26 protein-coding genes, 1 tRNA gene and 3 pseudogenes are annotated in these 25,674 nt (G+C 64.2%); 15 read left to right on the plus strand and 15 right to left on the minus strand.

Annotated features, from left to right (window positions below; translation table 11 throughout):
* Positions 1-10 precede the first annotated feature (10 nt).
* Both ACSKB8_RS27210 and ACSKB8_RS27215 read right to left on the minus strand, forming a co-directional pair.
* Positions 11-709: a helix-turn-helix domain-containing protein gene (locus ACSKB8_RS27210; RefSeq protein ID WP_438107576.1), complete on the minus strand. Its 699-nt coding sequence runs from the start codon at positions 707-709 to the stop codon at positions 11-13.
* Positions 710-791: 82 nt separating this feature from the next.
* Positions 792-1,145 (minus strand): GrlR family regulatory protein, encoded by a 354-nt coding sequence (locus ACSKB8_RS27215; protein WP_176945705.1) that lies wholly within the window; start codon positions 1,143-1,145, stop codon positions 792-794.
* A gap of 259 nt (positions 1,146-1,404) precedes the next feature.
* On the opposite strand from ACSKB8_RS27215, the gene ACSKB8_RS27220 reads away from it, so the two are divergent.
* The gene (locus tag ACSKB8_RS27220; protein WP_438107577.1) at positions 1,405-1,902 is read left to right on the plus strand and encodes a hypothetical protein; all 498 of its coding nucleotides are present in this window, start codon (positions 1,405-1,407) and stop codon (positions 1,900-1,902) included.
* Positions 1,903-1,958: 56 nt separating this feature from the next.
* Here ACSKB8_RS27220 and ACSKB8_RS27225 read toward each other — a convergent pair whose 3' ends face one another.
* Complete coding sequence (locus tag ACSKB8_RS27225; protein ID WP_438107579.1) at positions 1,959-2,342, minus strand: VOC family protein; 384 nt, start codon at positions 2,340-2,342, stop codon at positions 1,959-1,961.
* Positions 2,343-2,525: 183 nt separating this feature from the next.
* Here ACSKB8_RS27225 and ACSKB8_RS27230 point away from each other — a divergent pair, with 183 nt between their 5' ends.
* The 3 genes from ACSKB8_RS27230 to ACSKB8_RS27240 all read left to right on the plus strand — a co-directional run bounded on the left by ACSKB8_RS27230 (position 2,526) and on the right by ACSKB8_RS27240 (position 4,001).
* Positions 2,526-3,098 carry a hypothetical protein gene (locus ACSKB8_RS27230; RefSeq protein WP_438110688.1) on the plus strand — a complete coding sequence of 191 codons (573 nt, stop codon included), beginning with the start codon at positions 2,526-2,528 and terminating at the stop codon, positions 3,096-3,098.
* A gap of 163 nt (positions 3,099-3,261) precedes the next feature.
* Positions 3,262-3,771 (plus strand): hypothetical protein, encoded by a 510-nt coding sequence (locus tag ACSKB8_RS27235; RefSeq protein ID WP_438107581.1) that lies wholly within the window; start codon positions 3,262-3,264, stop codon positions 3,769-3,771.
* Between the two features lie 153 nt (positions 3,772-3,924).
* Positions 3,925-4,001 (plus strand) — tRNA-Arg (locus tag ACSKB8_RS27240).
* A 70-nt stretch (positions 4,002-4,071) separates the two neighbouring features.
* Here ACSKB8_RS27240 and ACSKB8_RS27245 read toward each other — a convergent pair.
* Positions 4,072-5,037: a helix-turn-helix domain-containing protein gene (locus ACSKB8_RS27245; protein ID WP_438107582.1), complete on the minus strand. Its 966-nt coding sequence runs from the start codon at positions 5,035-5,037 to the stop codon at positions 4,072-4,074.
* 460 nt (positions 5,038-5,497) lie between these two features.
* Complete coding sequence (locus ACSKB8_RS27250; RefSeq protein WP_091889772.1) at positions 5,498-5,770, minus strand: hypothetical protein; 273 nt, start codon at positions 5,768-5,770, stop codon at positions 5,498-5,500.
* A gap of 307 nt (positions 5,771-6,077) precedes the next feature.
* Here ACSKB8_RS27250 and ACSKB8_RS27255 point away from each other — a divergent pair, with 307 nt between their 5' ends.
* The gene (locus tag ACSKB8_RS27255; protein ID WP_438107584.1) at positions 6,078-6,539 is read left to right on the plus strand and encodes a host attachment protein; all 462 of its coding nucleotides are present in this window, start codon (positions 6,078-6,080) and stop codon (positions 6,537-6,539) included.
* Positions 6,540-6,572: 33 nt separating this feature from the next.
* Here the strand turns inward: ACSKB8_RS27255 and ACSKB8_RS27260 are convergent.
* Positions 6,573-6,833: pseudogene (locus ACSKB8_RS27260) on the minus strand (hypothetical protein); the annotation flags it as partial.
* A gap of 292 nt (positions 6,834-7,125) precedes the next feature.
* On the opposite strand from ACSKB8_RS27260, the gene ACSKB8_RS27265 reads away from it, so the two are divergent.
* Positions 7,126-7,572, plus strand: coding sequence for a hypothetical protein (locus ACSKB8_RS27265; RefSeq protein ID WP_091889766.1), 447 nt, complete (start codon positions 7,126-7,128; stop codon positions 7,570-7,572).
* Between the two features lie 99 nt (positions 7,573-7,671).
* The gene (locus tag ACSKB8_RS27270) at positions 7,672-8,544 is read left to right on the plus strand and encodes a DMT family transporter (protein WP_438107586.1); all 873 of its coding nucleotides are present in this window, start codon (positions 7,672-7,674) and stop codon (positions 8,542-8,544) included.
* A gap of 142 nt (positions 8,545-8,686) precedes the next feature.
* Here the strand turns inward: ACSKB8_RS27270 and ACSKB8_RS27275 are convergent, their stop codons facing one another.
* Entirely contained in the window at positions 8,687-8,968 is a 282-nt protein-coding gene (locus ACSKB8_RS27275) for a histone (protein WP_438107587.1), read from the minus strand.
* 443 nt (positions 8,969-9,411) lie between these two features.
* Here ACSKB8_RS27275 and ACSKB8_RS27280 point away from each other — a divergent pair, with 443 nt between their 5' ends.
* Complete coding sequence (locus tag ACSKB8_RS27280; RefSeq protein WP_438107589.1) at positions 9,412-11,142, plus strand: methyl-accepting chemotaxis protein; 1,731 nt, start codon at positions 9,412-9,414, stop codon at positions 11,140-11,142.
* 126 nt (positions 11,143-11,268) lie between these two features.
* Here the strand turns inward: ACSKB8_RS27280 and ACSKB8_RS27285 are convergent, their stop codons facing one another.
* On the minus strand, positions 11,269-11,928 hold the full coding sequence (locus tag ACSKB8_RS27285; RefSeq protein WP_130218030.1) for a peroxiredoxin: 660 nt from the start codon (positions 11,926-11,928) through the stop codon (positions 11,269-11,271).
* Positions 11,929-12,310: 382 nt separating this feature from the next.
* Here ACSKB8_RS27285 and ACSKB8_RS27290 point away from each other — a divergent pair, with 382 nt between their 5' ends.
* The gene (locus ACSKB8_RS27290) at positions 12,311-12,883 is read left to right on the plus strand and encodes a hypothetical protein (protein WP_438107590.1); all 573 of its coding nucleotides are present in this window, start codon (positions 12,311-12,313) and stop codon (positions 12,881-12,883) included.
* Between the two features lie 55 nt (positions 12,884-12,938).
* Here ACSKB8_RS27290 and ACSKB8_RS27295 read toward each other — a convergent pair whose 3' ends face one another.
* Together ACSKB8_RS27295 and ACSKB8_RS27300 are read right to left on the minus strand one after the other, a co-directional pair.
* Positions 12,939-14,792, minus strand: coding sequence for an alkaline phosphatase family protein (locus tag ACSKB8_RS27295; RefSeq protein ID WP_438107592.1), 1,854 nt, complete (start codon positions 14,790-14,792; stop codon positions 12,939-12,941).
* Positions 14,793-16,006: 1,214 nt separating this feature from the next.
* Positions 16,007-16,285 (minus strand): hypothetical protein, encoded by a 279-nt coding sequence (locus ACSKB8_RS27300; RefSeq protein ID WP_438107594.1) that lies wholly within the window; start codon positions 16,283-16,285, stop codon positions 16,007-16,009.
* Positions 16,286-16,568: 283 nt separating this feature from the next.
* Here ACSKB8_RS27300 and ACSKB8_RS27305 point away from each other — a divergent pair.
* Positions 16,569-17,016: pseudogene (locus tag ACSKB8_RS27305) on the plus strand (hypothetical protein).
* Between the two features lies 1 nt (position 17,017).
* On the opposite strand, the gene ACSKB8_RS27310 reads toward ACSKB8_RS27305, so the two are convergent.
* Positions 17,018-17,860, minus strand: a complete 843-nt coding sequence (locus ACSKB8_RS27310) for a GNAT family N-acetyltransferase (protein WP_438107595.1) — start codon at positions 17,858-17,860, stop codon at positions 17,018-17,020.
* A 108-nt stretch (positions 17,861-17,968) separates the two neighbouring features.
* Between ACSKB8_RS27310 and ACSKB8_RS27315 the strand changes: the two genes are divergently transcribed.
* Positions 17,969-18,670, plus strand: coding sequence for an SDR family oxidoreductase (locus tag ACSKB8_RS27315; protein ID WP_438107597.1), 702 nt, complete (start codon positions 17,969-17,971; stop codon positions 18,668-18,670).
* Positions 18,671-18,678: 8 nt separating this feature from the next.
* Here the strand turns inward: ACSKB8_RS27315 and ACSKB8_RS27320 are convergent, their stop codons facing one another.
* A complete protein-coding gene (locus ACSKB8_RS27320) occupies positions 18,679-19,734 on the minus strand; it encodes a serine hydrolase (protein WP_438107599.1) in 1,056 nt (351 codons plus the stop codon).
* Between the two features lie 282 nt (positions 19,735-20,016).
* Here ACSKB8_RS27320 and ACSKB8_RS27325 point away from each other — a divergent pair, with 282 nt between their 5' ends.
* From ACSKB8_RS27325 to ACSKB8_RS27335, 3 genes are all read left to right on the plus strand, one after another.
* On the plus strand, positions 20,017-20,406 hold the full coding sequence (locus tag ACSKB8_RS27325) for an ArsR/SmtB family transcription factor (protein WP_438107601.1): 390 nt from the start codon (positions 20,017-20,019) through the stop codon (positions 20,404-20,406).
* Entirely contained in the window at positions 20,406-20,897 is a 492-nt protein-coding gene (locus ACSKB8_RS27330; RefSeq protein WP_176945700.1) for an SRPBCC family protein, read from the plus strand. Before ACSKB8_RS27325 ends, ACSKB8_RS27330 begins: the two co-directional genes overlap by 1 nt.
* Positions 20,898-21,221: 324 nt before the next feature.
* Entirely contained in the window at positions 21,222-21,488 is a 267-nt protein-coding gene (locus tag ACSKB8_RS27335) for a hypothetical protein (protein ID WP_438110690.1), read from the plus strand.
* Positions 21,489-21,503: 15 nt separating this feature from the next.
* On the opposite strand, the gene ACSKB8_RS27340 is transcribed toward ACSKB8_RS27335, so the two are convergent.
* On the minus strand, positions 21,504-22,478 hold the full coding sequence (locus ACSKB8_RS27340) for a Bug family tripartite tricarboxylate transporter substrate binding protein (protein WP_438107603.1): 975 nt from the start codon (positions 22,476-22,478) through the stop codon (positions 21,504-21,506).
* A 36-nt stretch (positions 22,479-22,514) separates the two neighbouring features.
* Positions 22,515-23,396, minus strand: a complete 882-nt coding sequence (locus ACSKB8_RS27345; protein ID WP_438107605.1) for an IclR family transcriptional regulator — start codon at positions 23,394-23,396, stop codon at positions 22,515-22,517.
* A gap of 202 nt (positions 23,397-23,598) precedes the next feature.
* Between ACSKB8_RS27345 and ACSKB8_RS27350 the strand changes: the two are divergent.
* Positions 23,599-24,442, plus strand: a pseudogene (locus ACSKB8_RS27350) (hypothetical protein).
* 3 nt (positions 24,443-24,445) lie between these two features.
* On the opposite strand, the gene ACSKB8_RS27355 reads toward ACSKB8_RS27350, so the two are convergent.
* On the minus strand, positions 24,446-25,657 hold the full coding sequence (locus ACSKB8_RS27355) for an ABC transporter substrate-binding protein (RefSeq protein WP_438107606.1): 1,212 nt from the start codon (positions 25,655-25,657) through the stop codon (positions 24,446-24,448).
* Positions 25,658-25,674 lie beyond the last annotated feature (17 nt).

A 25,674-nucleotide genomic window follows, 5' to 3' on the forward strand; every position in this document is an offset into this window, starting at 1 on the left:
ATCGACCGTCTCAATCCGCGAACGCTGAACGGTAGGCGGCAGGCGTTGCGCCGTAAGCGCGTCGAAACAGGCGACCCAGGTGGCTCTGGTCGCAGAACGAGCCGGCATAAGCCACGTCGGCGACGGTGTCGCCGCGCTTCAAACGCGAGCGTGCCGATGCCAGTCGCAGCGCAAGACGATAGGCGGCGGGGGTCATTCCAACCTCTCGCTTGAACAGCCGAATGAAGCCGTCTGTCGATCGACCCTGCCGTGCCGCGATCGTGCGGATGGCGAGATCGTCGCACGAAACCAGCTCCGTCAGCGCGGCACATCGGGCCGGCCGCGTGAGACGTCTCGGGCACGGATCGTGCGAGCCGATCGCGTCGAGCATCTCGTCCGGCAAGGTTGCCCGCGAGTTGCGGATGCAGAGCGGCCCAGAGATCCCTCTCACCGCCGCATGATCGCTCGATAGATAGAGATGGCTGACGATCGAGCCGGCGCCGCCGTGCGAGGCGTGCGGTACGCCCGCCGGGATGACGACGATATCGCCCGCGATGGCGCGGAACTCCCCGACCGTGGTCACGTATATGCGCCACCCTTCGCTGACGGCGGCAACCTGGACATCCGGATGTACGTGACCGGCGAGCGCGACTGCCTGTGCCGCCGCGAGGTGGCCGAGCTCGATCGCCGCGTCACGTGCCCATGGGCGATATGTCCACGATCCAGGCATCCCTGCTGCATACGATCTATTGCTCAGGATGTCAGGGGGGGTGCTGTGGACTAGTTTGGGCCGTGACTTATGGCGGCACGCCCTAATCGACGTCGGCGAGCCTGTGCAGCGTCGCGCCGAAGATCTGGCTCGCCTTGCCGACCAGCGCCGTGCCAGTCATCTCCCCGCGCGTCTCCGTGAAGGTGCCGCTGACGCCGATGCCGACCGGGGCGGGGCCGCCGAACAGCGGATTGTCGTTGCCGCGCGGCGAGGTGTGGCGCTGCACCAGGACCTCACCTTTGAAAGTGTTGTTGTCCTTCACCGTGTAGCTGCCGGTGTAATAAAGGTAGGCGTCGCCGCCAAGAATCTTGCCGTCGCGGAAGAGAATGACGCCACTGCCCTTGCCGACTCGACCGTCGAGCAGGGTCACGTGAATCGAATAGAGGCCGTTCTTCATAACGTCCCGCAGGTCGGCCGCCATCGCCCAATGGCGTAACCGGTAGAGCAGTTATGCCAAAGCGCGTCCGCCGGCGCAACGCGTCACTTTTGCCGGTTGGCGGGAGCCTGCCGTCGCAAGCCGTAGTTGTCCCGGCTTGTGCGTGACGCCGTCATGACGGTTTGATGATGAGGCGAGGCCGAACGTTGCGAATCGGAGTTGGCCCGCGAAATGCATAACCATTGTTGCACTGGCCGCGGAGTGCTGGAGCAAGACGAACGTGAGCAACTGGATCGATTCCGGCGGCGATGAGCCGCGTCTGTACGGTGCGCGTCCCACGAATTGCAAAAGCGAACGACGGCGGATCGGCAGCGCGACACGCTGGCGAGGTGTGACAAGGCTGGCGTGCGCCTTGGGCCTGATTGCGCTCGCGGCTCCCTTCGGGCACGCGCGTGACCGTGGCCAGTTCGTCAACACCAATGCGGATTTGAAGGCCTGGTTCGACGGCCTTCGTAGCGGCAAGGGGCCTTGCTGCTCCGACGCCGACGGCTCGGCGCTCTCGGACTCCGACTGGGACAGCAAGGACGGGCACTATCGTGTCCGCGTCCCGCGCTATGGCTCCGCCATCGACGGCCAGCCGCAGGAACTCGTCTGGGTGGACGTGCCCGAGGAAGCCGTGATCTCGGAGCCGAACCGAGTCGGACGGACCATGGTCTGGCCGATCTACGGCTACATGGGCGTCACCATCCGCTGCTTTATGCCCGGCAGCATGACGTAGACACACCGGGCAGCGCTTCGCTCGGAAGGCCGATGCCTGATGCCGCTCGCGTCGCGTCAGGTATACTTCTTGTCGCGCTCGAGCAGCTCGATGGAGATGCCTTCGGGGCCGCGGATGAAACAGATGCGTACGCCGGGCCTGATCGTCGTCGGCTCGCGCGTAAAGGTGACGCCCTTGGCCTTGATCTCGGCGGCGACGGCGTCGATGTCTTTTACCGTCAGACCAAAATGATCGAGGCCCTGATGCGGATGCAGAGGCGGCGGGCTGACGGCGGCGTCGCCCTCGAGCGGCGCGATGAAGACCCTGGCGCCGCCAAGGTTCACGTCGATCCGTCCGGGCGCGCGCACGATCTCGCCACCGAGGATGTCCCGCAGCCAGGCCGCCGTAGCCTCCGGATCGGGGCTGCGCAGATGGACGTGATCCCAAGTGACGACTGGCATTTCATTCTCTCCCAACGCGGTCTTTCGATGTTGCGCCGCATGTTTAACGGCCCCAGCCGGCGATCGCCACCGTCTTTGCTGATTCGCAACGGGCCGGGAACCTTAGTTCGTGTTCCCGATTAAGTGAAACGGTGGCTTAGTCCGTCGTAGGACGTGCTTCAGCCGCTGTCGGTGATGAAAACCATGAACGTTAGGCTTGACCGGTTCGGGTTGGGGCGTTTCGCCGGGACTGGCGAACGATTGGCGCGGGCCGTGACGGTTGCGAGCGTCTCGTTTGGCCGAAGCCTGCTGTGGCTGCTGGCAGCGATCATTGTGGGCTGCGGAATTTGGATGCTACTGCCTCTCTCCAAAGGCAATAGCGCGCAACCGGTGACGACCGGCCTGGCAGCCGTCGAGACGGCTCCTTCAGGCGATGCGGCAGCCGCGGGCTCGCCGGCTTCCGCAGCTCAGGCGCCGGCAATGGCAGAACTCGGTCGTCTCAGGATTTCATCGCAGACCTGGCGCCGCGGCGGCCTCGGCTCGAAGGCGCTGGTGACGTTCACGTTGCGAAACGACAATGACTATGCCGTAAAGGACGTCGAGATCGTCTGCGCGTTCGCGCGGCGCGACGGCAGTCATCTCACTGATCGCAGTCGTGTGCTGGCGGACCCTGTCAGCATGAAGAGCCGCAAGACCTATGCGCATATTCCCATCGGCTTCGTCAATGTGAATGCCGACCAGGCGAAGTGTTCGCTGGTTGCAGCACGCCGCGCCTAAAGGAGGCATTTTTCCGGATAGCGGAAAAGTTACCATCCGCAGGTCTTGGCCAAAATACTTGGCGTTGCCATTTGAACCGAACGGGCTGGGCCAGGAACCAACTAGAGAATCGCCTGTTAAGGCGAAGAGCCCACGCGGGGATGCGGGGGGCGGAGCGCGGCCAATGCCCATCTTTCGGTATTTCATCTTTGTCGGTGGAGCTTTGCTCACACTGTTGTTTGCGGCGGATTTCATGCTGCCGGCAGCACCCGTGGCGCAAGCTGTTGCGACCGCGAGCAACGACCAGCCGCTGATCCGAATCCGGTCCGATCGCCATTTGCCTGAACGTGTCGTGCTCGACACCAGCCAGCCGACGATCGCCGCGCCTGCGATAAAGACCGCCGCCGCCGTTGCGCCTCAGCCGCCAGTGCAGGCTGGCATGTCGCCCGCATTGGCCGAGATGTCGGCCAAGGTGCGGGTCCGCGAGACGTTCGCCCAATTCACGCCCGGCCCGAAGGCCGATACCGCCGCCGCAGCCCGGAAGACCGAGGCCCAGGTTCAGGCTGCTGCGGCTTCTCCGGCCCAGGCTCAGCCCAAGCGCAAGGTCGTCAGGACGCATCGGGCGCCGCAACAGGGACGGCCGATGATGGTAGCCCAGCAGCCGCATTTCGGCCTTTTCAACACGACCTGGTGAGAGCACACCTTCGACTCGTCTCGAACGGAGGCGGGTGGGGCTTTTTATTGGTCGGCCTCTCTGCTAATTCGAACCCATCCGAACGCCGTCCGCTGTGCGGGCTCGCCAGCAGCGGTCAGGCGCGTCTCGGTTGCGGCCCACTACTGGGCCAGGGCGCTCGTAGCTCAGCTGGATAGAGCATCGGATTTCGATTCCGAGGGTCGGAGGTTCGAATCCTTCCGAGCGCGCCACGCCTCCCTGCGTTCTAGATCTGTTCTGTATCAGCACTGATGCCGGTCACCATCGCGTGGGCTTGCGGCGTCAGCCTGCCGACACTCGGATTTGCCGGCCACGAGCCAGCGTGTCCGAGGGCGCCTCGTGGAAGGTCGCGCGGTATGCTGCGGCGAACTCACCGAGATGATGGAAACCCTGGGCGCGCGCGCATGTAGCGACGGTGGCGCCGCCGCCCTTGAGCAGGCGAGCGCGGGTTGCCCACAGTCTTTTGAGGCGAATGTACTGGTGCAGGCTCATGCCGCGCACCTTGCTGACCGCGCCGCCGAGCGTCCGGATCGAGACGCCAAACTCGCTGGCGAGATCGGCCGTATAGATCGGAGCGGTCGGATAGGCTGCGACGTAATCGTCGATCTGCTGAACGAGTTTGATCGACCGCTCGCTGCGAACGGAGGTGCTCCGATCTGACAGGGGATCGATCCGAAACAGATCATCGAGCGCGAGCAGCAGGCCTTCCTGGAGATGGGCGGCTACCTCGGTGGTCTCGAACAGGAGCGGCTGCACCGATGCGGTTCGCAGAATGTCGAGCAGGAGCTGACGTGCGTGGAGCAGGGCCGGCCGGTTCGCGACATGGGCCCGCAAATCGTCGGCACGATCGAACCAGCCCCGGTCTCGCAAGGTAGGCGAGAGGATGATCATCGCGTGATGATTGGTCTGGGGTTCGACGTAGTGACATTCATCGTTGCCGCGCAGTGCAACGAAGAAGCGGGCGTCGAGATCCACACCCCTGAAGTTGGCCTGAAGGTCGTCGGTCATCGCCAGGATCACCTTCCCGCCCGGCATCCGATAGGCGGTGTCGAGGATGCGCGCGAACGACCTCATCACGACGATGCGGCATGCCGGCAGGGAGACGACGGCGCGGGCCGCCGCGAAGTTCGCAACGTCGAGCGGAATGCTCCTCGCGTCCTCCATCGACTCGATCGGCCGAAACGCATCGACGTCGGCAAAGCCGATCAGTTGGAGCGCGGAGGACGGGACGAGGGCGTCGAACAACATGCGTCTGGGCGGCTGCTGCAATGTGACACGCAAATGGATGTCGGTGCATCGCCATCAATGGCGAAACATCATGCTTCAGTAAATCGGATTTCGTGCCGTAGTATTGCGGACCTCATGCCATGAGGCACGGCAGATCAATGTCGCCGTCAACCTTCTCTGCTTATCGGTTGGCCGGAGGCGAGGTCGATGAAATGCAGGCGCGTGCACGCGGGACAGGCAAAGGACGCAAAGCTCCGCCCCTCCTGTCTTTGTCCCTTCTCCAAATGCGTCTGCACATTCATGCCCGTCTGGGGGCATCGGAAAACGATCAAATCGGCCATCTCCGTACAATGACGAAGTGACGGATTTCATCTTTGATCTAGATCAGTTTTGGAATTGCTCCAGGCTAGCCGCGCAGGTGGTCGGAGCAAGCAGTTCACGGTCTCGCAAAAGCGAAGGGGCCCCAAGGGCCCCTTCGGTATCACCAGCGGCGATAGCCGTAGCCATAATAGCGTGGGCCGTAGTAGCGCGGCGCATAATACCGGGGGCCGTAGTACGGCCGCGGTCCGTAATACCCATAATAATTCGGACGCCACCAGCAACGTCCCCAGGCGTTGCAGACCATGCGGACCTGCTCGACGCCGGAGACCTCTGGCGTTGCAGGTGCGGGCGCGATGGGCATGGCGGACGCCGCCGGCGATACCGCGAGGGCACCGAACAGGGATGCGGCGACGAGGCCAATCTTGAGCTTCATGATGTCTTCCTCCGCTGACGCAATGCAGGATATCGATGATGTTCTGATCAAATTGTGGCGGAACCGAAATGTAATGCTGATGAACAAATCTTCAGCGAGCCCGCCGCAGGCGTGACCTTAATGCGCCAGACTATTCCAGGTTCGAGCGTCTGACCAATGTTGCGCTGGCGCCGGCAGGTGCCGCACGACATGCCGCCATCCTTGATCCTGCGCAATTCGCCGGCGCGGCTTCGTCCCTAGTCTTGCCGCATGGCCAGCCTTTCGAGGAATTCGAAGAGCAGGCCCACGGGTTGCTTGGAGCTATGCAATGGACAAGATGAGACTGGACAAGGGTGACTGGCTGGTCGTGTGCGACGGGCGCAAGGCGCTCATTCTGGAAAATCTCGGCGACGAGATGTTTCCGAACCTTCACACCAGGGAAGTGCATGAGCAGCCCAACCCATCGACAGGCGCGCAAGGGACCGATGCGCCGGGTCGATTGCATGGAGCGGCCGGCGGGGCGCGCAGCTCCGTCGAACAAACCGATTGGCACGATGAGGCCGAGCGCGCGTTCCTGCGGGGCCTGGCCGGCCGTCTCGATGCCGCCGTCAGTGCGGGAGAGACCTCGGCCCTGACCATGGTGGCCTCACCGCGTGCGCTGGGCATGATCCGCGCCGATTATTCCGATGTCGTGCGCAGGGTGCTTCAGGGCGAGGTCGGCAAGGACCTCGTCAAGCTGCCGGTCTACGAGATCGAGAAGCAATTGCTGCGGTCGGGCGCCGCGAGATAGGGGCGCCCGCGGGGAAGGACGCGCGGCGCCTCGGTAGCAGGGGTGCCGGCGGCCGTCCTGGCCGATATAGGCGGCCGCGCCCCGGTAGCAGTGGTTGGTCGACGGGCCGTCGTAATAGGCGAAGGTGCCGGGGGTGATGCCAGGCCCGTAATTGTGCAGATAGCTGATCGGATAGGGCAGCGGGTTGGCGTAGGAGCGGGGGTACCGGTGATGTCCCCGTGCCTCCGCGAGGCCAGGGGCTAGGATTGCAGCCGACAGGGCAGCAACTGCGGCTACAAGCTTCAACTTGCTCATCTCGATTCTCCGGAACCTGCGCGAATAGGTCGGCCATTTATAGCAATTTCGGGTGCCCAGGACATCGGTCCGGAGGCGCGGAATCACGCCCAAACCGGCAGATTTCCGGGTGGGTGTGACAGAATTGCCGGACATGCGGTCGAAAGCTGCCCATTTTTGGCCTTTTCGGGATGCTTAACGAATTCCCCACACAAGTATGACCAAAGACTATTCGATTAAGAATCCTGTCGTCGGCCTTTGGGGGCTCCTTCCAGGCCGGTCCATTCCTGAAGGCTTTCGCCGTCACGTCGCCATGCGCATCCCGCTTCTGAGCCTGCTGTCGCTTTGCCTCGCCGCCGCTACGCCGGCGCGCGCCGAGCTGCACATCACCCGCGACCACGGCGGCTATGTCGAGGAGTACAAGGCCAAGTACAAGCGCGTGCGCGAGAAGGGCGAGCGCGTCATCATCGACGGCATCTGCAATTCGGCCTGCACGCTCGTGCTCGGCATCGTGCCGATGAACAAGATCTGCGTGACGCCGCGCGCCAGCCTCGGCTTCCACCAGGCCTACTACGACAAGGCCTTCACCTTCGGCATCAAGGTCACCAGTGCCGAGGGCACCTCCGATCTGATGTCCTACTACCCCGACAAGGTGAAGGACTGGATCCGCCGCAATGGCGGGCTCACCACCGACATGAAGAAGATCAAGAACGGGGTCGAGCTCTGGAAAATCATCGATCCCTGTCCGGAAGAATGGTGAGCGGCTGAGCCGCGGCTCCCGCTGCCCGTCGCAGCGCAGCATCGCTCGTCCGGAAATTCGTATTGCCGCATGGGGCCCCATCGGGCAATGAGGGCGGCAATGAACCACAATCCGGAAGCTCTGACCGGCCGCGCGGCGCCGATCCTGTTCGTCCTGCTCTGGAGCACCGGATTCATCGGCACGAAATACGTCGTCAACAATGCCGATCCCTTGACCTATCTCGCCATCCGCATGGCGATCGTGGTCGGCCTGATGGCGATCATCGCAGGCATCGCGCGGCCGAAATGGCCTGATGGCACCGGCATTGCGCACAGCGCGGTCGCCGGCATTCTGGTCCACGGTTTCTATCTCGGCGGCACCGCGATCGCGATCGCGCATTCGATTCCGGCCGGCCTTTCCGCGCTGATTCCGGGCCTGCAGCCGATCCTGACCTCGACCATCGCCAATCGCTGGCTCGGCGAGAAGGTGACGCAGCTGCAATGGGCCGGCCTCGTGCTCGGCCTTGGCGGGGTCGTGCTGATCCTGCACAACCGCCCGATGACCGGCGAAGCCGGGCTCGGCTGGCTCGCCTCGGTGGTCTCGCTGATCAGCATCACGCTCGGCACGCTCTATCAGCGCCGCTACTGCAATCACATCGACTGGCGCGCCGGCAATCTCGTGCAATACGTGTCCGTCACCATCTTCTTCGCGATCGGCGCCTTTCTGTTCGAAGACCGTGTGGTGCACTGGACGCGGGAATTCGTGCTCGCGCTCGCTTGGCTGGCCGTGGCGCTCTCGATCGGATCGATCGGGCTGTTGTACTGGCTGATCCGCCACGCCGCGGCAACCTCGGTCGCGAGCCTGTTCTATCTGGTGCCGGCCGTGACGGCGCTGATGGCCTATCTGCTGTTCGGAGAAAACCTGGACGCAGTTGCCATTGCCGGCATGGCGCTCTGCGCCGCAGCGGTCTTTGTGGTCAATCGACGCTCTTAGCGGATTCCAGCGCGCACAGCCCTGACGTGTGTTGACCGTTTTCGTGCTAGGGTGGGGCGGCGCGCAGCCAAACGGCGAGGGTAGGCCGTCGCCGGAGCTGTCTCCGGGCGCGCCCGCACCCGGAGATCTGCTCTGAGTGCGATCAGCGCTTGGCCTTCTTGGCCTTCTTCTTCGACTTGGACGCTTTCTTGGAGGCCTTTTTCGCGGCTTTCTTGGACGATTTCTTTGCGGCCTTCTTCGTGGTCTTCTTCGCAGCCTTCTTGGCTTTCTTCTTCGCAGCCTTCTTCGGCGCTACTTTCTTCGCGACCTTCTTGGCGGCTTTCTTCACCTGCTTGACGGCGGTGACCGCGGCGTCCTTGGTCGCTTCCACGGCGGTGGTGATCGTGCCCATCGCCTGCTCTGTGATCGGCTTCTCGTCGTCCATGTCGTCCCCCATTGTTTGAACGAAGCGATGACGATAGCGGGTTTCAAAATTGTGTCAAAGCAACGCTCAACCTTTGCGGATCTTTGCGTAGGCGGCGAGCGCCCGCATCCCCTGGCATGATCGACGATCAGCTGCGGGCATGATGCCCGCGCTCGCAAGCTCGATCGGGTTGCCCGCCACGGAGGGTGGATCAGCTTCGCCGGTCTGTCCTTCAGCTCCGGCACCCAGCGCTCGGCTTTCGATGGCATCGCTTGCGATCTTCGGCGCAGGACGCAGCTCCTTCGATGCGGGCAGGACGCGCCAGGCGCCAGGGCGGGCCGCTGGTCAGGGGTGTCCTCGTTTACGATTTGGAAAGCATGGCGCGGGCCACGGTGCGAACGGTCGTTAATGGGGCCGTAAGCCGATTGCACGAATATGCAAGAATTACGGGGGTCATTCCATCCATGTCCAACCTTCTCTCGGCGAAGTTCCTGCCGCAGTTCAAGCTCGGCACCAAGGCCGTCCTGTGCGCGGTACTGCTGATCGCCATGAATACGGCGCTCGTGGTCGGCGCCGGCTATTGGTCGCTGACGTCCGCCTTCAATGATCGTGCGCTGCGCGACATCGAGGTCAATCTGCGCACGCTGGCTTTGGCCTTTGCCGAGACCGTTCCCGACGTCAAGATCATGATCCGGGATGGCGCCGTCCAGCGCGCCGAGATTCCCAAAATGCCCGACCTCAGGGATCACGCCATCGTCGATCGCGCGGTGTCCTATGTCGGCGGCAATGCGACCCTGTTCGTGTTCGACGAGGCGAGCGGGCAATTCGTGCGACGCTCGACCAACGTGAAGAAGGAAAATGGCGACCGCGCCGTCGGCACCCAGCTTGCCGCCGATCATCCGGGGCAGGCGCCGCTGCGTCGTGGCGAGGCCTATAAGGGACCGGCCACGCTGTTCGGCAAGACGTTCATGACCGCCTATTTCCCGATTCTGGACGCGACCGGCAAGGTCGCCGGCATCCTCTATGTCGGCATTCCGATGGCCCAGTTCGAGAGCATGCTGTCCCAGGCGATCGAGAGCATGGCCGCCGCCGCGGGTCTCGCCGCGCTCCTGGTCCTGATCCTCACCTTGGTGATCGTCCGCCGGGTCACGAAACCGCTCACCTCGGTCACGCGCTCCCTCACGGCGCTTGCCAACGGCCAGAGCGACGTTGCGATCGAGTGCGAGGACCGCGCCGACGAGATCGGCGAAATCGCCCTCACGGTCGCGGTGTTCAAGAGCAATTCGCTGGAGCGGGCGCGCCTGCGCAGCGAGCAGGCGGCGGCCACAGCTGCGGCTGCCGAGCAGCGCAAATCCGACCTGCGCAACTTCGTCGAGGAGTTCCGCGGCAGCGTCGGCGGTATCCTCGACAAGGTGCTGACATCGTCGGGTGAGTTCGAGCGCGTGGCGCGGCAGCTCACCGACGTCGCGCGTTCCACCGCCGATCTGTCGGCGCGGTCCGCCGGAGCCTCCGAAAACGCCTCCGAGCACGTGCGTTCGGCGGCATCAGCCTCCGACGAGCTGTCTCAATCGATCTCCGAGATCACGCGCCGGGTGCAGGAATCCAACGAGATCTCCGCCGAGGCGGTGCGGCAGGCCGAGGCGACCGATCAGCGCATCGCGCAGCTCTCGGAAGCCGGCGCGCGCATCGGCGACGTCGTCAAGCTGATCACCTCGATCGCCGAGCAGACCAACCTGTTGGCGCTGAATGCCACCATCGAGGCCGCGCGCGCGGGCGATGCCGGCCGTGGCTTCGCGGTGGTGGCCCAGGAGGTCAAGACGCTCGCCGGCCAGACCGCCAAGGCGACCGACGAGATCTCGAACCAGATCGAGAGCATGCAGCTCGCGACCGAGGAATCGGTCGCTGCCATCAAGGCGATCAGCCAGACCATCGAGCGCATCAGCGGCATCGCCGGCTCGATCTCGGCTGCGGTCGAGCAGCAGAAGAGCGCGACCCACAACATCGTGGCCAGCGTTCGCGCGGCGGTGTCGGGCACGGCTGATGTCGCCGTCAATGTCCGTCACGCCGCCAAGGGTGCGAGCGAGACCGGCGAGACCTCGAGCCGGATGTTTGCCTCCGCCCAGGCGCTGTCGGGCGAGAGCCTGCATCTGAAGGCCGAGGTCGACGGCTTCCTCGACCGCGTCCGCGCAGCGTGATCCAACGCAGCCGTTCCGGGGCGGTGCGCTAGCACCGAACCCCGGTGCGCAATTGCGCACCTGAGGTCTGGTCCTCGGACCATCCCGGGATGACGTTTTGCAGTCGCTATCGGCGACCGCCGAAAGTCACTTCGGCTGCGGCACGATGCGGATGTAGGGCTTCGGCTCCTTCCAGCCCTGCGGGTAGATCGTCTTGGCCTCGTCATTGGAGACCGAGCCCGCGATGATGACGTCCTCGCCCTGGGTCCAATCGGCCGGCGTCGCGACGCGATGCTTGGCGGTGAGCTGGAGCGAGTCGATGGCGCGCAGGATCTCCTGGAAGTTCCGCCCCGTGGTCATCGGATAGACCAGCACCAGCTTGATCTTCTTGTCCGGCCCGATGACGAAGACGTTGCGGACGGTCTGATTGTCGGCCGGCGTGCGGGTGAGGGGATCGCCCGAGGTCGAGGCCGGCAGCATCTCGTAGAGCTTGGAGACGTTGAAATCGGTGTCGCCGATCATCGGATAGTTCGGCGCAGCGCCTTGCGTCTCCTTGATGTCCTCCGACCATTTGGAATGGCGGTCGACCGGATCGACCGAGAGGCCCATCAGCTTGACGCCGCGCTTGTCGAACTCCGGCTTCAACTTGGCGAGAGCGCCGAGCTCGGTCGTACAAACCGGCGTGAAGTCCTTCGGATGCGAGAACAGCAGGGCCCAGCTGTTGCCGATCCAGTCGTGGAACTTGATCTTCCCTTCGGTGGTCTCGGCTTCGAAGTCGGGTGCGGTGGCGCCGATCGGAAGTGTCATGGTTCTACCTCATCTCGTTGAATTTACTTTAGAATTCATCTTTTGCCGTCGTCGTCAGTATAGAATGCTGGAGAGGTCAAGTGAACCGGCTCAAGTAAAATGTGAATTCCTTCTTTGAAGAGCCGATTTTCTAGCACCTTTCTGTTACAGCGGCGCCTGCGGCGAAACATCTCCATCCGGGATCACACGGTCGCGATTGCCCCGATAATGCCTTTTATGACTTTCATCACGCTCGCCCGGCGCTTCCTAGAACCAGAATGGTCCTAACAGCGACCAATTGGCAACCATCTAGAAAAGTCGCGATCCCCGTATCGAATCGTTAACCACCCCTTTACGTCGGCATGAAAATGCTGGCCGATCAGAAGAAATCTGGAAGTGAACTATGTCTGCCGCTGCGCCTAAGCCTACCGACTCGTCGTCCCTCGAACCGTCCTGCCGCGATACCGCGGCCCATGCACTGAGCATCGTGCGCGACGGCGTGATCACGGGGGAAGGCCCGACCACCAAGGGAAGGGTGCATTTCTCCCGTTCGCTCGATGCCGATGACACCGCCTGGTGCGTGCGCATCCTGACCGCCACCGCCGTCAACGACCAGCCGATCAGCCGCACCGAGGCCGAAGTGCTGTTCGAGATCAACGAGGCCGCGACCGAGCGCACCGACGGTGGCCGGTTCGATGACCTGCTCGCCAAGGCGGTCGCCCATTATGCCGCCAGCGCCTCGGGTCTGAAGGTGCCGCCGCGCAGCGTTGCGCTGTCGGCCGACACCGAGATCGAGAGCTGGGCGCCGTCCTATGCCTCCAAGGTCAACAGCGAGATGCTGGAGTGGATCGCCGGCCAGATGCGCGGCAAGCGCCAGAACAACCGTCGCCTGATGGCGATGGTGGCGACCTTCCTGGGCGCCACCGCGCTGCCTCTGGCGGGCCAATTGCCGAACGTGTTCGACATCGGCATGTAAGATTTGGGCATGTAGATTTACGCGTCTCAATCGAGGACGCGATGAAGCGGCGGGGTTACTTCCCCGCCGTTTTTTGTTTGCCACCCTCTACCTCGAGCCCGAGCGTGCGGCCGGAGAAGCCGGCTGCATCGAAATAGCGCTGGCTGCCGACGCGCTGGAAGTTCAGCACGGTCATCAGGCCACCTTCGGCCGGTTTGGACTTCAGCGTGCCGGCATAGGCCTTCGGCACCGTGCCGTTGGGCATGGCCTCCGACATCACGCGGCCGACGAGATCGCCATTCTGCGCGCTGCGCAGGTCCATGAGCCGGGCCGCGGTCATGCCGACGTCGGCATTGCTGACCGGGATCTCGTCGACATAGCCGGCTTTGAAGTCCGGACCGATGGCGGCCATGAAGTTCATGGTGTCGCCGCGGCTGAAGCTGCCATGCATGCCCTGGCCCTGGCGCAGCACGGTATCGGCGATCTGGACCGAGCAGTTGGTCGGCGCCTCGCCGCAATCGCTGGCATAGGAGCGGAAGTTGACGACGATCGACGGCGTCGGCGTCGCCGACTTGCCGCGCAGATTGATGCTCGACAGCGGCAGGGTGCCGGGGAAGCGGCCGAGCGCGTCCTCGACGAACAGGCCGGAGACGTAGTCCTGCTCGAGCAGCGCCTTGATCGTCTTCGCCGCCAGCTTCTTGTCCTTGCTCGGCAGATAGATCAGGTCGGAGCCGCCATTGGTGGCGACGACGAGATCCGGCTTGGTCGGTTCCTTGCCGAGCACGCCGTTGCCGGCCTTGGGATGCTTGTTGCCCTCGATCTTCGCATTCTTGTCGTTGGGGTCGAACAGCGGCAGGTCGAGCGCTTTCGCAAGGTCGAGCGCCAGGAAGCCCATCGGCAAAAAGTCCTTCGGCGTGTCGTCATAGCTGACCTTGGCCGAGGGGCTGGTCTTGCTCTCCTTGGAGATCGTCGAGAAGCCGTGGTCGGCGGAAACGATGATGTTGGTCGAGGCGGCAAGCCCGAGCTCGTCGAGCGCCTTGCGGAGCTGGGCGAGGTTGGTGTCGGCGTTCTTGATGCCGGCCATCGAGGTGGGGCCGTTGATGCCGGGCTTGATCTGGTTGAGGCTGTCGCCGGTATTGTGCTGGCTGCCGTCGGGGTCGCGCGACCAGAACACGAGCACGAATGGCTTGTTGCGCGCCTTGAACATCGGCAGCACCACCTTGGTGGCGACATCGGCGAAATAGGCCTGCTGCGCGACGTTGGCGACCGTGGTGCCAGGGGTTTTGGCATCGCCCGCCTTGGAATTGTCACCGCGCGGCGGCGTGGCGGTGGGCAGGCCGGCCTTGGTCAGCGCGTCCTTCACCTCGTCCGAGAGCGCCACGCCGTTCTTGCCGCCGGTGGCGTCGTCGAACACGATCGAATGCAGACCGGCCTTCTCGGGCTTGTCGGTGTGATCGAACTGGTAGGTCGGACCATGTTTGCCCAGCGCGGCAGTGCTGAACCCCTTGTCCCGGGCCATCTTCAGGATGGTCTCTTCGTTCAGATAGTTGCCCTTGAAATGCTCGTCGATATCGCCGAGCACGGCGTCGTTCTCGATGAAGGGGACCACCGTGTCGCCGGCGGGGCCGGAGGTGTAGCTGGTCCAGATCGTGTTGGAGAACACGCCGGTATCGCCGAGATAGTGTCCGGTCGACATCGCCGAGCCGTTGGCCATGGTGAAGGTCGGGAAGAGCGAATGCGGGTTCTTGAAGTTGACGCCCTTGTCGCGGACCTCGGCCATCGCAGGCGCCGTCTCCGGTGTGACCTTCAGCGCGCGAAGACCGTCCGGAATGAACAGGATCAGGTTGCGTGGCGTGTTGTTCTGGGCGGAGGCAAGTCCGGTGGACAGGACTGTCAGCCCGGCGGACAGCAACACCAGTGAACGACGCATCGAATCTCTCCCTGCGGTGAGGCGGCTTGGCCGCTGGCCGCGGCCCCGGATTCGTTTAGTTTCACTGCATGACCGTTTTGTTACAAGAGCGGAGAAGCGTGGAAAGAAGGGCGTGTCCCGGACGCGCTGCAACGCCTTTGGCGTTGCGGCGCTGAGCCGGGACCCAGGCGGTGCATTTCGCCGTTGCGTGGCCCCGGCTCTGCAGCGCACCGCTGAAGAAGCGTTGCGCTGCGTCCGGGGCACGAGACCGCAGTTTGGTGCACAGCTGCTTCAACATCGTCATTGCGAGCGCAGCGAAGCAATCCAGAATCCCTCGGCGGAGGCAGTCTGGATTGCTTCGTCGCAAGAGCTCCTCGCAATGACGGAGTTTGAGGCGGCATGGTCGCTCATCAATCCCATTTCAATCGCAGACGCGCCTTCTCATCCTCGCGGCTTGTTCGCCCGAGCTTTGCTTCGATGCCTTGCCCTCAATGAAAGAGGGCGCAGGGAAGACCGGGAGCCGGTTGGCTCCTATGGACCGCCATGCCGAGAGCAGATTGCGTGTGCGTCAATGCATAGCGGGAAACAGGGCAACCGGAGACATCCCGGCCTTCCCTGCGCAGTGGTTGGAACGGCTTATGTCGCGCTCTCCCCGGGGAGCGATGCACTATTGCCCCCGTCGCCTTGCGGATCGCTGATGCGCGGACCCGGTCGGGCCGCCACATCACCGCCAGACTTGGCGCACAGACCCCGGGCGCCAGGACCACACGATTTTGCCGTACGCGAACCGCACCGTCGTTGGCGTGACGCTTTCGCTCACGGTTGCCCGCCCTGCGAAGCCTTTCGCGCCGGTGTGGTCCACGTCCACCGCCGCCCGGCCCGCGTTCGTGACGATCGCGATACGCCCCTCTTCCTTGGGCCGGGTTGCGCGACACATACGCCGTTTCCGAAGTTCGGTAAAGCGGAATATTTTGAACTGCGCGCGTTGACCCACGGCTCGCGTGTTTTGCCCGACAGGCAACGCGACATCTTGTAGCCCGGATGGAGCGCAGCGTAATCCGGAATTCCATCAGTGCGGGCACAGCGGTCCCGGATTGCGCTGCGCTCCATCCGGGCTACGACCATTATCGCGCAGCCGGCGGCAACGGCGCTTCTTCAGCTCACAATACGTAAGTCGCAAAAGAACGACCCGCCGCTCGATGAAGGCGGCGGGTCGTGCAAATGAAGCCCGGTCGCTACCAGCGATAGCCGCCGGTCAGCGTGCCGTTGTTGTTGCCGTCAGGGCCGACATCGCCCTGCGTCGAGCTCGGGGTCGGATGGCGAGTGCGGTAGTATGCGCCATACGGTCCGGCGACGTCAGGATAGTACGCGCCCGGCTGAACCGGTTCGTAGGCGGGCGCGTCCCAACCCACGCGCGGTCCGTTCCAATCGTAGTAGCCCTGCGCCGACGCGGCTGTAGCGCCTGCGACGAGCGATGCCGTGACCAGGCAGAGGAGTTTTGACTTGTTCTGCATTCGAGTGCTCCTTGCTTGTGTCGGGGGCCAACGGGTGCAATGCGGGAGCGTTCCGGACTTATTGGTCGGGAGCGATCAACTCCGATCAACTGGTTATGAATCGCGCGCTGCGGAACGAAGTGGCGCAAAACGGGACGGGAATCGGGCGTTCTGCCGCACCATGTTCCCCGTTAATCCCGTGTCTTAACCAATAATTAATTATACGTTTGCGGGCGGGCGAGAGCCCGGCCTAGCCTGCAGTGGGGAGCCGCTACCTGCGAAGCCAAACGAGTTGGTGCGTATCATGATGTCGAGATCACAAGGGGCGCTATTTGCCTCGCTCAGCGCAGCCGCGCTGCTCCTTAGCCCCAACGACAGTTTTGCCAGACCCGGCGGCGCCGCGCCGCATGGTGTCACCGCCGCTCCGTCAGGCGCAATGGCGCGTGCGCCGATCGGACCGGGAGCCCGGTTCCACCGCCGCAGCAATCCCTGGGTCTACTGGCCGGGCGGGGGCGGGTTCTTCTACGACGGCGCGACGTACAGCCAGCCTTTCGGCGAGGCGGCGCAGCCGCTCTCCAATGACGTGCGCTACACCTATACGTACTGACGTTCCCTGGGATTGGGCGCATCGCTTCCCGCCGAATGTCGTGCCTTCCGACCGGCCCTATGTGCCGAGCTGCCCGACGGAGCAGGTGACGGTGCCCGGGCGCGGCGGCGGCGAGCACACCGTCAACATCATGCGCTGTTACTGAGCTAGCCCAGTTCGAAGCTGGTCACGCCGAAGACGCGGTCGATGCGCAGCGGCGGGATCGGCCCGGTGTACATCCGCGCCGTCTCGAACACCGGCCTGAGCCCGAGATCGCCCGCGAGCGCGATGGCCTCGCGATTGACGGCGGGGACATCGAGGAAGACTTCGCCGCCGTCTGCGCTCGCCAGCAAAGCTTGCACGATCGCTTCCGCCGCCGCCCGATCGTCGGCGACGAGCGGGCCGATCTTGTGACCCGTCCGGCACGGCCGGATCACGCCCCAGGCGGCGAGTTTGCCATCGCGCAGCAGCGCGCGGCCGACATGGCCCGATGTGTTGATCCAGGCGCGCAGGAAGGCACTGCGCGGGGCAGGGAAGACGGTGGCGTCATCGGCTTCAACAAGCGCAAACGGGATCTTGTCGAGGGCGACGACTTCGGCAGGTGGTTTCGGTGGTGCGGTCACGATGCCGCCATAGCGGATATTGGCGTAGGCGAGCTGGAAGCCCGATTTCCTGTAATTGTCCTGCTGTGCGACCACGCCATCGAGCCCGATTACGCGGGCGCCCGCATGCGCGATCGCCGCGTTCCAGATGCGCAGGCCGTGGCCGCTGCCGCGAAAGTCTGCACGCACGATGTAGAAGCCCAGGAAGGCGAAGCGGTCATCGTAATTGACGCAGGAGACGGTCGCGACCGGCTCGCCGTCGATCTCGCCGACTAAGAAACCTTGCGCGTCAGGGATCGCGAAGCAGGCAGCATCGGCCAGGCCCGGATTCCAACCCTCCGCCGCGGCCCAGTCGATGGCGACGGCGATCTCCTCGGGCCGCAAATTGCGGATCTGCAAATCGCTCATGACGGATGCTCTCGACGGTGGACCTGACAGCGGGTCCGGCGGTAGAAGGCCTCATGATAGGCTGGGCCTGTGGCTCGCCTCAACGATATCACAGAGGATGAATCGCTCATGGCGGAGAAGGTTGCACTCGTCACTGCGGGCGGCAGCGGCATGGGGGCAGGGGCCGCGCGGCGGCTGGCAGCGGACGGGTTTCGCGTCGCGATCCTGTCGTCCTCCGGCAAAGGCGAGGCTCTGGCTGCCGAGCTCGGCGGCTTCGGCGTCACCGGTTCGAACAAATCCAATGACGATCTGAAGCGTCTCGTCGACGGTGCGCTGGCCAAGTGGGGACGCATCGACGTGCTCGTCAACAGCGCCGGCCACGGGCCGCGCGCGCCGATCACTGAGATCACCGACGAGCAATGGCATGCCGGCCTCGATACGTATCTGCTCAACGTGATCCGTCCCACCCGGCTGGTGACGCCGGTGATGCAGGCGCAGAAGGGTGGCGCCATCATCAACATCTCGACCGCCTGGGCGTTCGAGCCGAGCGCGATGTTTCCGACCTCGGCGGTGTTCCGGGCGGGCCTTGCCGCCTTCACGAAAATCTTCACCGACACCTACGCTGCGGACAATGTCCGCATGAACAACGTGCTGCCGGGCTGGATCGACAGCCTGCCGCAGCTAGACGCGCGCCGCGACAACGTGCCGATGAAGCGCTATGGCAAGGTCGAGGAAATCGCCGCGACGGTCTCGTTCCTGGCCTCCGACGGCGCTGCCTACATCACCGGCCAGAACATCCGCGTCGACGGCGGGCTGACGCGCTCGGTTTGAGCGGCGCCTCAATGTGAGGCGACGAGCCGTGCCAGTTCCGGCAGGATCTTGTAGCGCGCGATCTCATGCGGATATTCGCCGCGATTGACCAGCAGGACGATGCCGAGCCGCCGCGCCGGCACGAGGCCGATATAGCCGGAGGCGTTGTTGAGGCCGCCCGGCTTGTCCACGACGGTGACGTCGGGCAAGCGTACGGTCTCCCAGGCCATGCCCTGTCCGAACTTCTCGTCGACCCGGAAGGACTCATGCTGCGTCATCCGCAACGCCTCGCGCAGATGCGGATCGACCGAGCGGCCATCGACGCAGGCAGCAACGAAGCTCGCGAGATCCCGCACCGAAGAGAACATCTGGCCGGTGCCGGAAAAGTCAAAATAGCTCTGCTGGTTGCCGATCGGGCCGATCTCCTTGCCCTGGTCCGAATAGCCCTGGACCACGCGCCGCAGCCACGCCTCGTCCATGACGGCGCGGTTGTCTTCGCCGCGGTCGGGGACGCAGGTCGCGGTCATGGCGAGCGGCCTAAGGATGCGCTGTTCGAACAGGGTCGCGATCGGAGCGTCGTAGCGGCGCTCGAGCACGAGCTGAAGCAGCACGTAGCCGGCATGGGTGTAGATGCGCTGCCGGCTGGGTGCGACGCCGGGCGGCGGCGCGAAGGTGTTCAGCATGGTGATGAACTGGTCGCTCGTAAACTGCTCGTCAGGCCAGGGCGGATGATCGGTCGGCAGCAACAGCCCCGAGGTGTGCGTGGCGAGCTCACCGACGGTGACGCGGCGGATGTAGTCGCCGTCCAGCTCCGGCAGGTATTTCGGCAGGTGGTCGTCGAGCTGCAGCTCGCCGCGCAGCGCGCCGAGCGCCACGAGGGTCGCCTCGAAAGGTTTGCGCAAGGAGGCGAGATTGAACAGCGTGTCCGGCGTCACCGGCCGTTTGGCGGCATCATCCGCAAAACCGTAGGTGAAGAACTCGACATGGCGGCCGGCATAAAGCGCGGCGGCAAGGCCGCCCGCATGGTCCGGCGTCGCGGTCGGAGCCAGCTCGTTCGCGACGATGTCGCGCATCTGCGCGATCATGTCGGAATCCGCCAAGGCGCGGCCTGACCAGGCAAGGGCGAGTGGAACGAGCGCTGCCCGGGAGAGCGCCCGCCGGGTGAGGTGTGATGAGGTGACAACAGACGGCATGGCTATGACGCAAGATGTGATGTGCCCCGAGCCCCTCTTATCGTGAACGAGCGCGCGCCCCAATTCACGATTGCGCGTTGTGGGTTCCACCTCGCGTTGCCTTCGACAAAAATCACTTAGCCTATGAGCTAACAATGATTGACGCCGGATGGTGGCAGCCCTATAGTTAGCTTCATGGCTAACCAATTGTTCCGGCTCGACCAGGTTTTTTCCGCGCTCGCCGATCCCACGCGGCGGGCGATCGTGATGCGGCTTTGCGCGGGCGAGGCGTCGGTCGGCGAGCTCGCCGATCCCTTCGACATGGCGCTGCCGAGCTTCATGAAACACATCCATGTGCTGGAGACGAGCGGGCTCGTGCTGTCGGAGAAATCCGGCCGCGTGCGCACCTGCCGTCTCAGCCCGAATGCGCTTCTCAGCGCGGAAGACTGGTTCCAGCAGCAGCGTGCGATCTGGGAGGCGCGGCTCGATCGGTTCGAAGCCTACGTGATGAAGCTCAAGAAAGAGAAGGAGAGGGCGGCCGCCAAGCGTCCGTCCCGAACAACCAAACGGAAAGGTTCCGAGTGATGACGAATTCTGCCAATGCTGCCTTGTCGCAATGGTCCCTCGACCGCGAGATCGTGATGTCGCGCGTGATCGACGCGCCGCGCGATCTCGTGTTCGAGGCCTGGTCCGACCCGAAGCATTTGCCGCAATGGTTCGGTCCGAAAGGGTTCAAGGTCGAAACCTTCGAGATCGACGTGCGCGTCGGCGGCGTCTGGCGCTTCAACATGATCGGCCCCGACGGCACGGTCTACCCGAACCGCATGCGCTTCCGCCGCATCGAGCGGCCGTCTCTGATGGAAATGGATCACGGCGTCGACCAGGACGAGGATCCCGGCATGTTCCGCTTCACCGTCACCTTTGCCGAGCAGAGCAACGGCAAGACTGTGCTGATGATGCGGCAACTGGCCTCGAGCACCGAGCAGCGCGATGGCATGATCGGATTCGGCGCCGTCGAATACGGTTACCAGACGCTGGACAAGCTGGCGGCGTATGTGGCGGGGATGAAGCGGTGAGATCGCGTTTGCAAAGATTTCTCGCGGCCACTTGAACGCGTTCTGAGTTCATCCCTCAGGCGTTCGAAAAAAAACGAATGCGGCTCCGGCGGAGAGCACTCGCCGAGGCCGCACTCATGCGCCGCATGGTCGTATTTCGAAAGAGCCTGATCGTTGCTCCCGCTAACGACGCGGTGTGCCGCCGGACGATGGGGTCGTCTCGTTGCGCATGCCTTTAGGACTGGAGGCGCCTTGTCCGCCACGCTTCACATGCGTGATACCGCGGAACACCGGATCGTGCGCCCGCCCGGTAGGAACGATAGTTGCCCTCCGGCTTTGGCAGTGATGACGCACATTATCTTCAGCGATTACCGCAACCCCGCCGCCGAGCAGGCCTTCGAGATCGCCTGGGACTTTCTCGCGCGCATGGACGCCATCCGCGACGAATTCGAGGCCTGCGTATTCCTGGCGCAGCGCATCGCCGTGATGGTGGAGGAGGGGCAGACCAACCGGATCCGCATGGCCAATCGCGCGATCTCCGAATATCAGCACCACGTCGACGAACGCGACGATTTCATCCGCAGCGGCGGCCGCCGTGCCGGAGGGCGCTGAGCGCCGCATCGATCGTCATTCGCCCTTGAGGCCGGCGTCGCGGATCAGCTTGGTCCATTTCTGCGTTTCGTTGTCGATGAATTGGCCGAACTCCGCCGCGGTGCCGCGCCGCACTTCGAGGCCCTGCGCGGTCAGCTTGTCCTTGATTGCGGGTTCGGCGAGTGCGCGCATCACCTCGGCCTGGAGCTTGTCGACAATCATGCGTGGTGTCGTCGATGGCGCCATGAAGCCGTACCAGCCGGCGGCGGCCACGTTGGGACAACCCTGCTCGCGCAAGGTCGGCGCCTGCGGGTAGAGCGCGCTGCGCTCGGGCGAGGCGACGCCGAGCACGATGAACTTGCCGCTCTGGATGTAGGGCAGGGCAGTCGGCAGCGCGGTCAGCGTGGCGTCGACGCGGCCGGCGAGCAGCTCAGTGTAGGAAGCGGCGTCGCCGCGGAACGGGATGTTGAGGCCCTTGACGCCAGCATCCCGGAATAGGAGCTCGCCGGCAAGGTGCGGCTGCGAGCCGGCGCCGGGCGAAGCGAAGGTGAGGCCGTCGGGCTTCGATTTGCCATAGGCGACCATTTCGGGGAGCGTCTTGAACGGCGCGTCCGCGCTGATGATCAAGAACAGCGGCGCGATCACCGCCATCGCCACGGGTTGCAGATCCTTTCGCTCGTAGGTCAGCTTGCCGAACAGCGCTTCGGCGGTGGCATAGGGGGCTGCGACATAGAGCAGGGTGTAACCGTCGCCCGGCGCATGCGCGACCATATCGTTGGCGATGCGTGTGCCGGCGCCCGGCTTGTTCTCGACGATGAACTGCTGATGCAGGCTGCGGCCGAACTCCTCCGCCAGGAGACGCAGCGAGATGTCGTTGGAGCCGCCGGGTCCATAGGGTGAGATCAGCCGCACCAGGCGTGACGGCCAGGCCTCCTCAGCGCGTGCGGAAAATGGCGGGCTCGACAGGGATGCGGCAAGGGCGCCCAGCAATGTTCGGCGTGTGATGGTCATGATGGCCTCCCGGACGTGGGGCGCCAGCTTGCTTGTTCATGTCCTGGCGCCCTTCTTGTTTTGCTTGCGTGTCGCGGCTGGCGGCTCCGCCGCCTTGACGATAGCGCGGATGCTGTCGGCGAGCGCGGCAATGCGCGGTCCGATCTCGCCCTCCAGCTGGCCCGGCTGGAGCCGGAACGCGGGGATGCCGCAATTGATCGAGAACGACTGCTTCGCTTCGCGCGCGTGAAACAGCGGCGCGGCGACCGCGTGGATCGAGGCGATGTACTCGCCCCAGCAGGTGCAGAAGCCGCGGCTTGCGCATTGCGCGATTCCGGCCCGGTATTTGTCGCGGAAGGCGGGCCACAGCGCGGCGTCTTCGGCTGCGATCTGCCGTTCGAGCCGGTCTGCATCCGCCGGCGGCAAGGTTGCCGCCGCGGCGCGGCCCATCGCGGTCATCGCGACGGGAATGGGCATGCCGATGTCGGGGACGTGCGGGCCGACGTCGCCGGAGCGCGCGGTCTCGACATAGATCATCGAGGTCGCATCGAGCAGGCCGATCGACACCGTGCCGCGGACACTCTGCGCGAGCTCCTGCATCATGGGCCGCGCCACCTGGCGAAACTGCATGTCGGCGAGCAGCGGATGCGCCATGCGCAGCGCCCGCGCACCGACGCGATATTTCGCGCGCTCGGCGTCGTAGCGGAGATAGCCGAGCTCGGCCAGCGTGTGCGTCAACCGCGCCACCGTCGGCCGCGGAATCCCGGTCAGCGTCGACAGCTCCATGTTGCCGAGCAGCGTCGTCCCGGCCTTGAAGGCCTCGAGCACCACGAGGCCTTTCGCCAGCGTCGTCGCGAACGCGGCGTCATCGGTGCTCGAAGCCAGCACCGCGGCGGCGGTCGAGGAGGCGAGGGACGGTTTGGAGACGGCTTGGGCCATTCGGGTTTCATGAACCCGAAGAGGCCTGTTGTCCAATAAATTTGAGAGAATGTGCGGGAATCGTCCACTATGCGGACGCCATGACCCAGGCCGAAGATGCGCGGAAAGCAACCCGCGCACACAGATTTTTGTCGTGATTCCCTGGTGTCTCGTGACAAGATTATTACGAACACATGTCAGGTCGATTACAGCGGAGCGATTCATGTTGCAGTGGCAGGCACGGTCAAATCCCCTCGCGTGGTGGTGGGGGTCCCTGACGCTGGTCAGCGCTGCCAACATCCTCGTCTGGTTCATGCTGTACCGCGAGTTCTATCCGACCGTTGCGGGCAGCGTCAGTGGCGGCTCGGATATCGGCCTGATGTTCCTGCTGTGCGCGGCCTATGTGTTCGGCTGCGCCTTCCGCTCGGTGCTGCCGCGCGCCGATGTGCAGCGCATCTGCCTGTTCGATACCTGGCTGTCGAGCGTGTTCGTCGGCCGTACGGTCGCGACCGTGGCCGAAGTCTGCTTTGCCGCGCAATGGGCGATCATCCTGCACCAGCTCGGGAACATGACCGGTGCGGAGACCGCGGTGAACATCGCGCTCGTGATCGTGCCGATCATCATCATCGCGGAGTGCTTCTCCTGGTACGCAGTGGTGACCACCAACTTCCTCTACAATGCGATCGAGAACTCGCTGTGGGCGGTGACCTTCTTCCTCGCCGGCATTGCGCTGTGCCGGCTGATGCCGGAATTCCAGGGGCCGGTGCGCTGGGCGCTGATCGCGGGAATCGTCGGCATCGCCTGCTTCCTCGCCTTCCTCGTCACCGTCGACGTGCCGATGTATCTCAGCCGCTGGCGGGCAGGGCACGCCGAGGGCGGCAGGTTCTTGGGCTTCCTCGAAGGCCTGCACGACGTCGCGAACGCGCTGGGTCGTGACCCACGACATCGCTCACTGGAAGGGCGAGCTGACCTGGATGTTCCTGTATTTCAGCGCCGCGGTGTGGTCGAGCCTCGCGCTCTGCGCGCTCTACGCCATGGAAGGCTATCTCACGCGCTATCTCGCCTGACGGTTACTTGCCGACCAGGCCGCACTTGCTGCGGTCGAGCGGACGGAAGGCCTGGTCCGGCGGGATCGTTGCGACCAGCTTGACGAAATCCCAGGGACCCCTCGATTCCTCCGACGTCTTGACCTGCACCAGATAGAGGTCGTGCACCATGCGCTGGTCCTCGCGGATACGGCCGTTGGGGGTGTAGGCATCCGACACCGGTGTCGCCTTCATCTTGGCCATCACGGTGGCGCTGTCGTCCGAGCTGGTGTCTTTCACGGCTTGCAGATAGTGGCGTACGGCAGAATAGACGCCGGCCTGGATCTGCGAGGGCATTGCTTTCCTGCGCGCATAGAACGCATCGGAGAACTTCCGGGCGGCGGGCGAGACGTCCTCGAAGAAGGAGGTGACGATGAGATCGCCGCGTGTGGCCTTCAGCCCGACCGCCTCGATGTCGACGTTCTGAAACGACATCGGCACGATCTTCATGCCTTGGCTGGCGAGCCCGAATTCCTCGGCCTGCTTGATCGCGGTGGCGTTGTCGCCGGCGACGTTGATCGCGAAAATCTTGGCGCCCGACGACTGCGCCTGCAGCAGGAACGAGCTGTAGTCGGGCGTGCCGAGCTGCGCCTTGACGCTGCCGGCGACCTTGCCGCCAAGCGCAGCAATGCGCTCGCGCGCGGTTGCCTCGATCGAATGGCCAAAAGCGTAGTCGCCGGTGATGAAGAACCACGGCTCCTTGCTGGTCTGCATGATACCGGAGACGACCGCGGTCGCCGTGGAATAGGCGTCCTGGGTCCATTGCACGCTGGTCGGCGCGCAGGCTTCATCGGTCAGCTGGTTGGCGCCGGCGCCGGAGACGAGAAAGATCTTGCCGTTGCCGCGCACCAGCTCCTGCACTGCGAGTGCGGCGCCGGAGCTGCCACCGTCGGCGATCGCCTGCACGCCGTCGCTGAACCACTTTCGCGCGAGAGAGGCGGCGAGGTCCGGCTTGTTCTGGTGATCGGCCTGCAAGATCTCGATCGGTTTGCCGTTGATCTTGCCACCGAACTCCTCCGCGGCCATCCGTGCCGCCTCGACCGAGCCGGGACCCATGGCGGTTGCGAAGACGCCGTTCATGTCGGTGAGGACGCCGATGCGGATCGCATCGCCTTTGATCTCGGCGTGCGCGGTGGCGCCTGCAAGCGCCAGCGCGGACAGCAGGATGGCGGTGGACGTCGTGCGGATTGTGGTCATGGCGTTTCCTGATTTTA

Source organism: Bradyrhizobium sp. BR 1432 (assembly GCF_051547705.1).
Classification (GTDB): domain Bacteria; phylum Pseudomonadota; class Alphaproteobacteria; order Rhizobiales; family Xanthobacteraceae; genus Bradyrhizobium; species Bradyrhizobium zhanjiangense.

Excerpts from the sequence above, each read along its gene's own strand:
- ACSKB8_RS27280 (WP_438107589.1), top strand. The coding sequence starts at position 9,412 with ATGTCCAACCTTCTCTCGGCGAAGTTCCTGCCGCAGTTCAAGCTCGGC.
- ACSKB8_RS27215 (WP_176945705.1), bottom strand. The coding sequence starts at position 1,145 with ATGAAGAACGGCCTCTATTCGATTCACGTGACCCTGCTCGACGGTCGA.
- ACSKB8_RS27345 (WP_438107605.1), bottom strand. The coding sequence starts at position 23,396 with ATGGCCCAAGCCGTCTCCAAACCGTCCCTCGCCTCCTCGACCGCCGCC.
- ACSKB8_RS27275 (WP_438107587.1), bottom strand. The coding sequence starts at position 8,968 with ATGGACGACGAGAAGCCGATCACAGAGCAGGCGATGGGCACGATCACC.
- ACSKB8_RS27330 (WP_176945700.1), top strand. The coding sequence starts at position 20,406 with ATGACGAATTCTGCCAATGCTGCCTTGTCGCAATGGTCCCTCGACCGC.
- ACSKB8_RS27320 (WP_438107599.1), bottom strand. The coding sequence starts at position 19,734 with ATGATCGCGCAGATGCGCGACATCGTCGCGAACGAGCTGGCTCCGACC.
- ACSKB8_RS27315 (WP_438107597.1), top strand. The coding sequence starts at position 17,969 with ATGGCGGAGAAGGTTGCACTCGTCACTGCGGGCGGCAGCGGCATGGGG.
- ACSKB8_RS27340 (WP_438107603.1), bottom strand. The coding sequence starts at position 22,478 with ATGACCATCACACGCCGAACATTGCTGGGCGCCCTTGCCGCATCCCTG.
- ACSKB8_RS27300 (WP_438107594.1), bottom strand. The coding sequence starts at position 16,285 with ATGCAGAACAAGTCAAAACTCCTCTGCCTGGTCACGGCATCGCTCGTC.
- ACSKB8_RS27255 (WP_438107584.1), top strand. The coding sequence starts at position 6,078 with ATGGACAAGATGAGACTGGACAAGGGTGACTGGCTGGTCGTGTGCGAC.
- ACSKB8_RS27210 (WP_438107576.1), bottom strand. The coding sequence starts at position 709 with ATGCCTGGATCGTGGACATATCGCCCATGGGCACGTGACGCGGCGATC.
- ACSKB8_RS27245 (WP_438107582.1), bottom strand. The coding sequence starts at position 5,037 with ATGTTGTTCGACGCCCTCGTCCCGTCCTCCGCGCTCCAACTGATCGGC.
- ACSKB8_RS27250 (WP_091889772.1), bottom strand. The coding sequence starts at position 5,770 with ATGAAGCTCAAGATTGGCCTCGTCGCCGCATCCCTGTTCGGTGCCCTC.
- ACSKB8_RS27295 (WP_438107592.1), bottom strand. The coding sequence starts at position 14,792 with ATGCGTCGTTCACTGGTGTTGCTGTCCGCCGGGCTGACAGTCCTGTCC.
- ACSKB8_RS27335 (WP_438110690.1), top strand. The coding sequence starts at position 21,222 with ATGACGCACATTATCTTCAGCGATTACCGCAACCCCGCCGCCGAGCAG.
- ACSKB8_RS27270 (WP_438107586.1), top strand. The coding sequence starts at position 7,672 with ATGAACCACAATCCGGAAGCTCTGACCGGCCGCGCGGCGCCGATCCTG.
- ACSKB8_RS27265 (WP_091889766.1), top strand. The coding sequence starts at position 7,126 with ATGCGCATCCCGCTTCTGAGCCTGCTGTCGCTTTGCCTCGCCGCCGCT.
- ACSKB8_RS27225 (WP_438107579.1), bottom strand. The coding sequence starts at position 2,342 with ATGCCAGTCGTCACTTGGGATCACGTCCATCTGCGCAGCCCCGATCCG.
- ACSKB8_RS27290 (WP_438107590.1), top strand. The coding sequence starts at position 12,311 with ATGTCTGCCGCTGCGCCTAAGCCTACCGACTCGTCGTCCCTCGAACCG.
- ACSKB8_RS27325 (WP_438107601.1), top strand. The coding sequence starts at position 20,017 with ATGGCTAACCAATTGTTCCGGCTCGACCAGGTTTTTTCCGCGCTCGCC.
- ACSKB8_RS27285 (WP_130218030.1), bottom strand. The coding sequence starts at position 11,928 with ATGACACTTCCGATCGGCGCCACCGCACCCGACTTCGAAGCCGAGACC.
- ACSKB8_RS27235 (WP_438107581.1), top strand. The coding sequence starts at position 3,262 with ATGCCCATCTTTCGGTATTTCATCTTTGTCGGTGGAGCTTTGCTCACA.
- ACSKB8_RS27310 (WP_438107595.1), bottom strand. The coding sequence starts at position 17,860 with ATGAGCGATTTGCAGATCCGCAATTTGCGGCCCGAGGAGATCGCCGTC.
- ACSKB8_RS27355 (WP_438107606.1), bottom strand. The coding sequence starts at position 25,657 with ATGACCACAATCCGCACGACGTCCACCGCCATCCTGCTGTCCGCGCTG.
- ACSKB8_RS27230 (WP_438110688.1), top strand. The coding sequence starts at position 2,526 with ATGAACGTTAGGCTTGACCGGTTCGGGTTGGGGCGTTTCGCCGGGACT.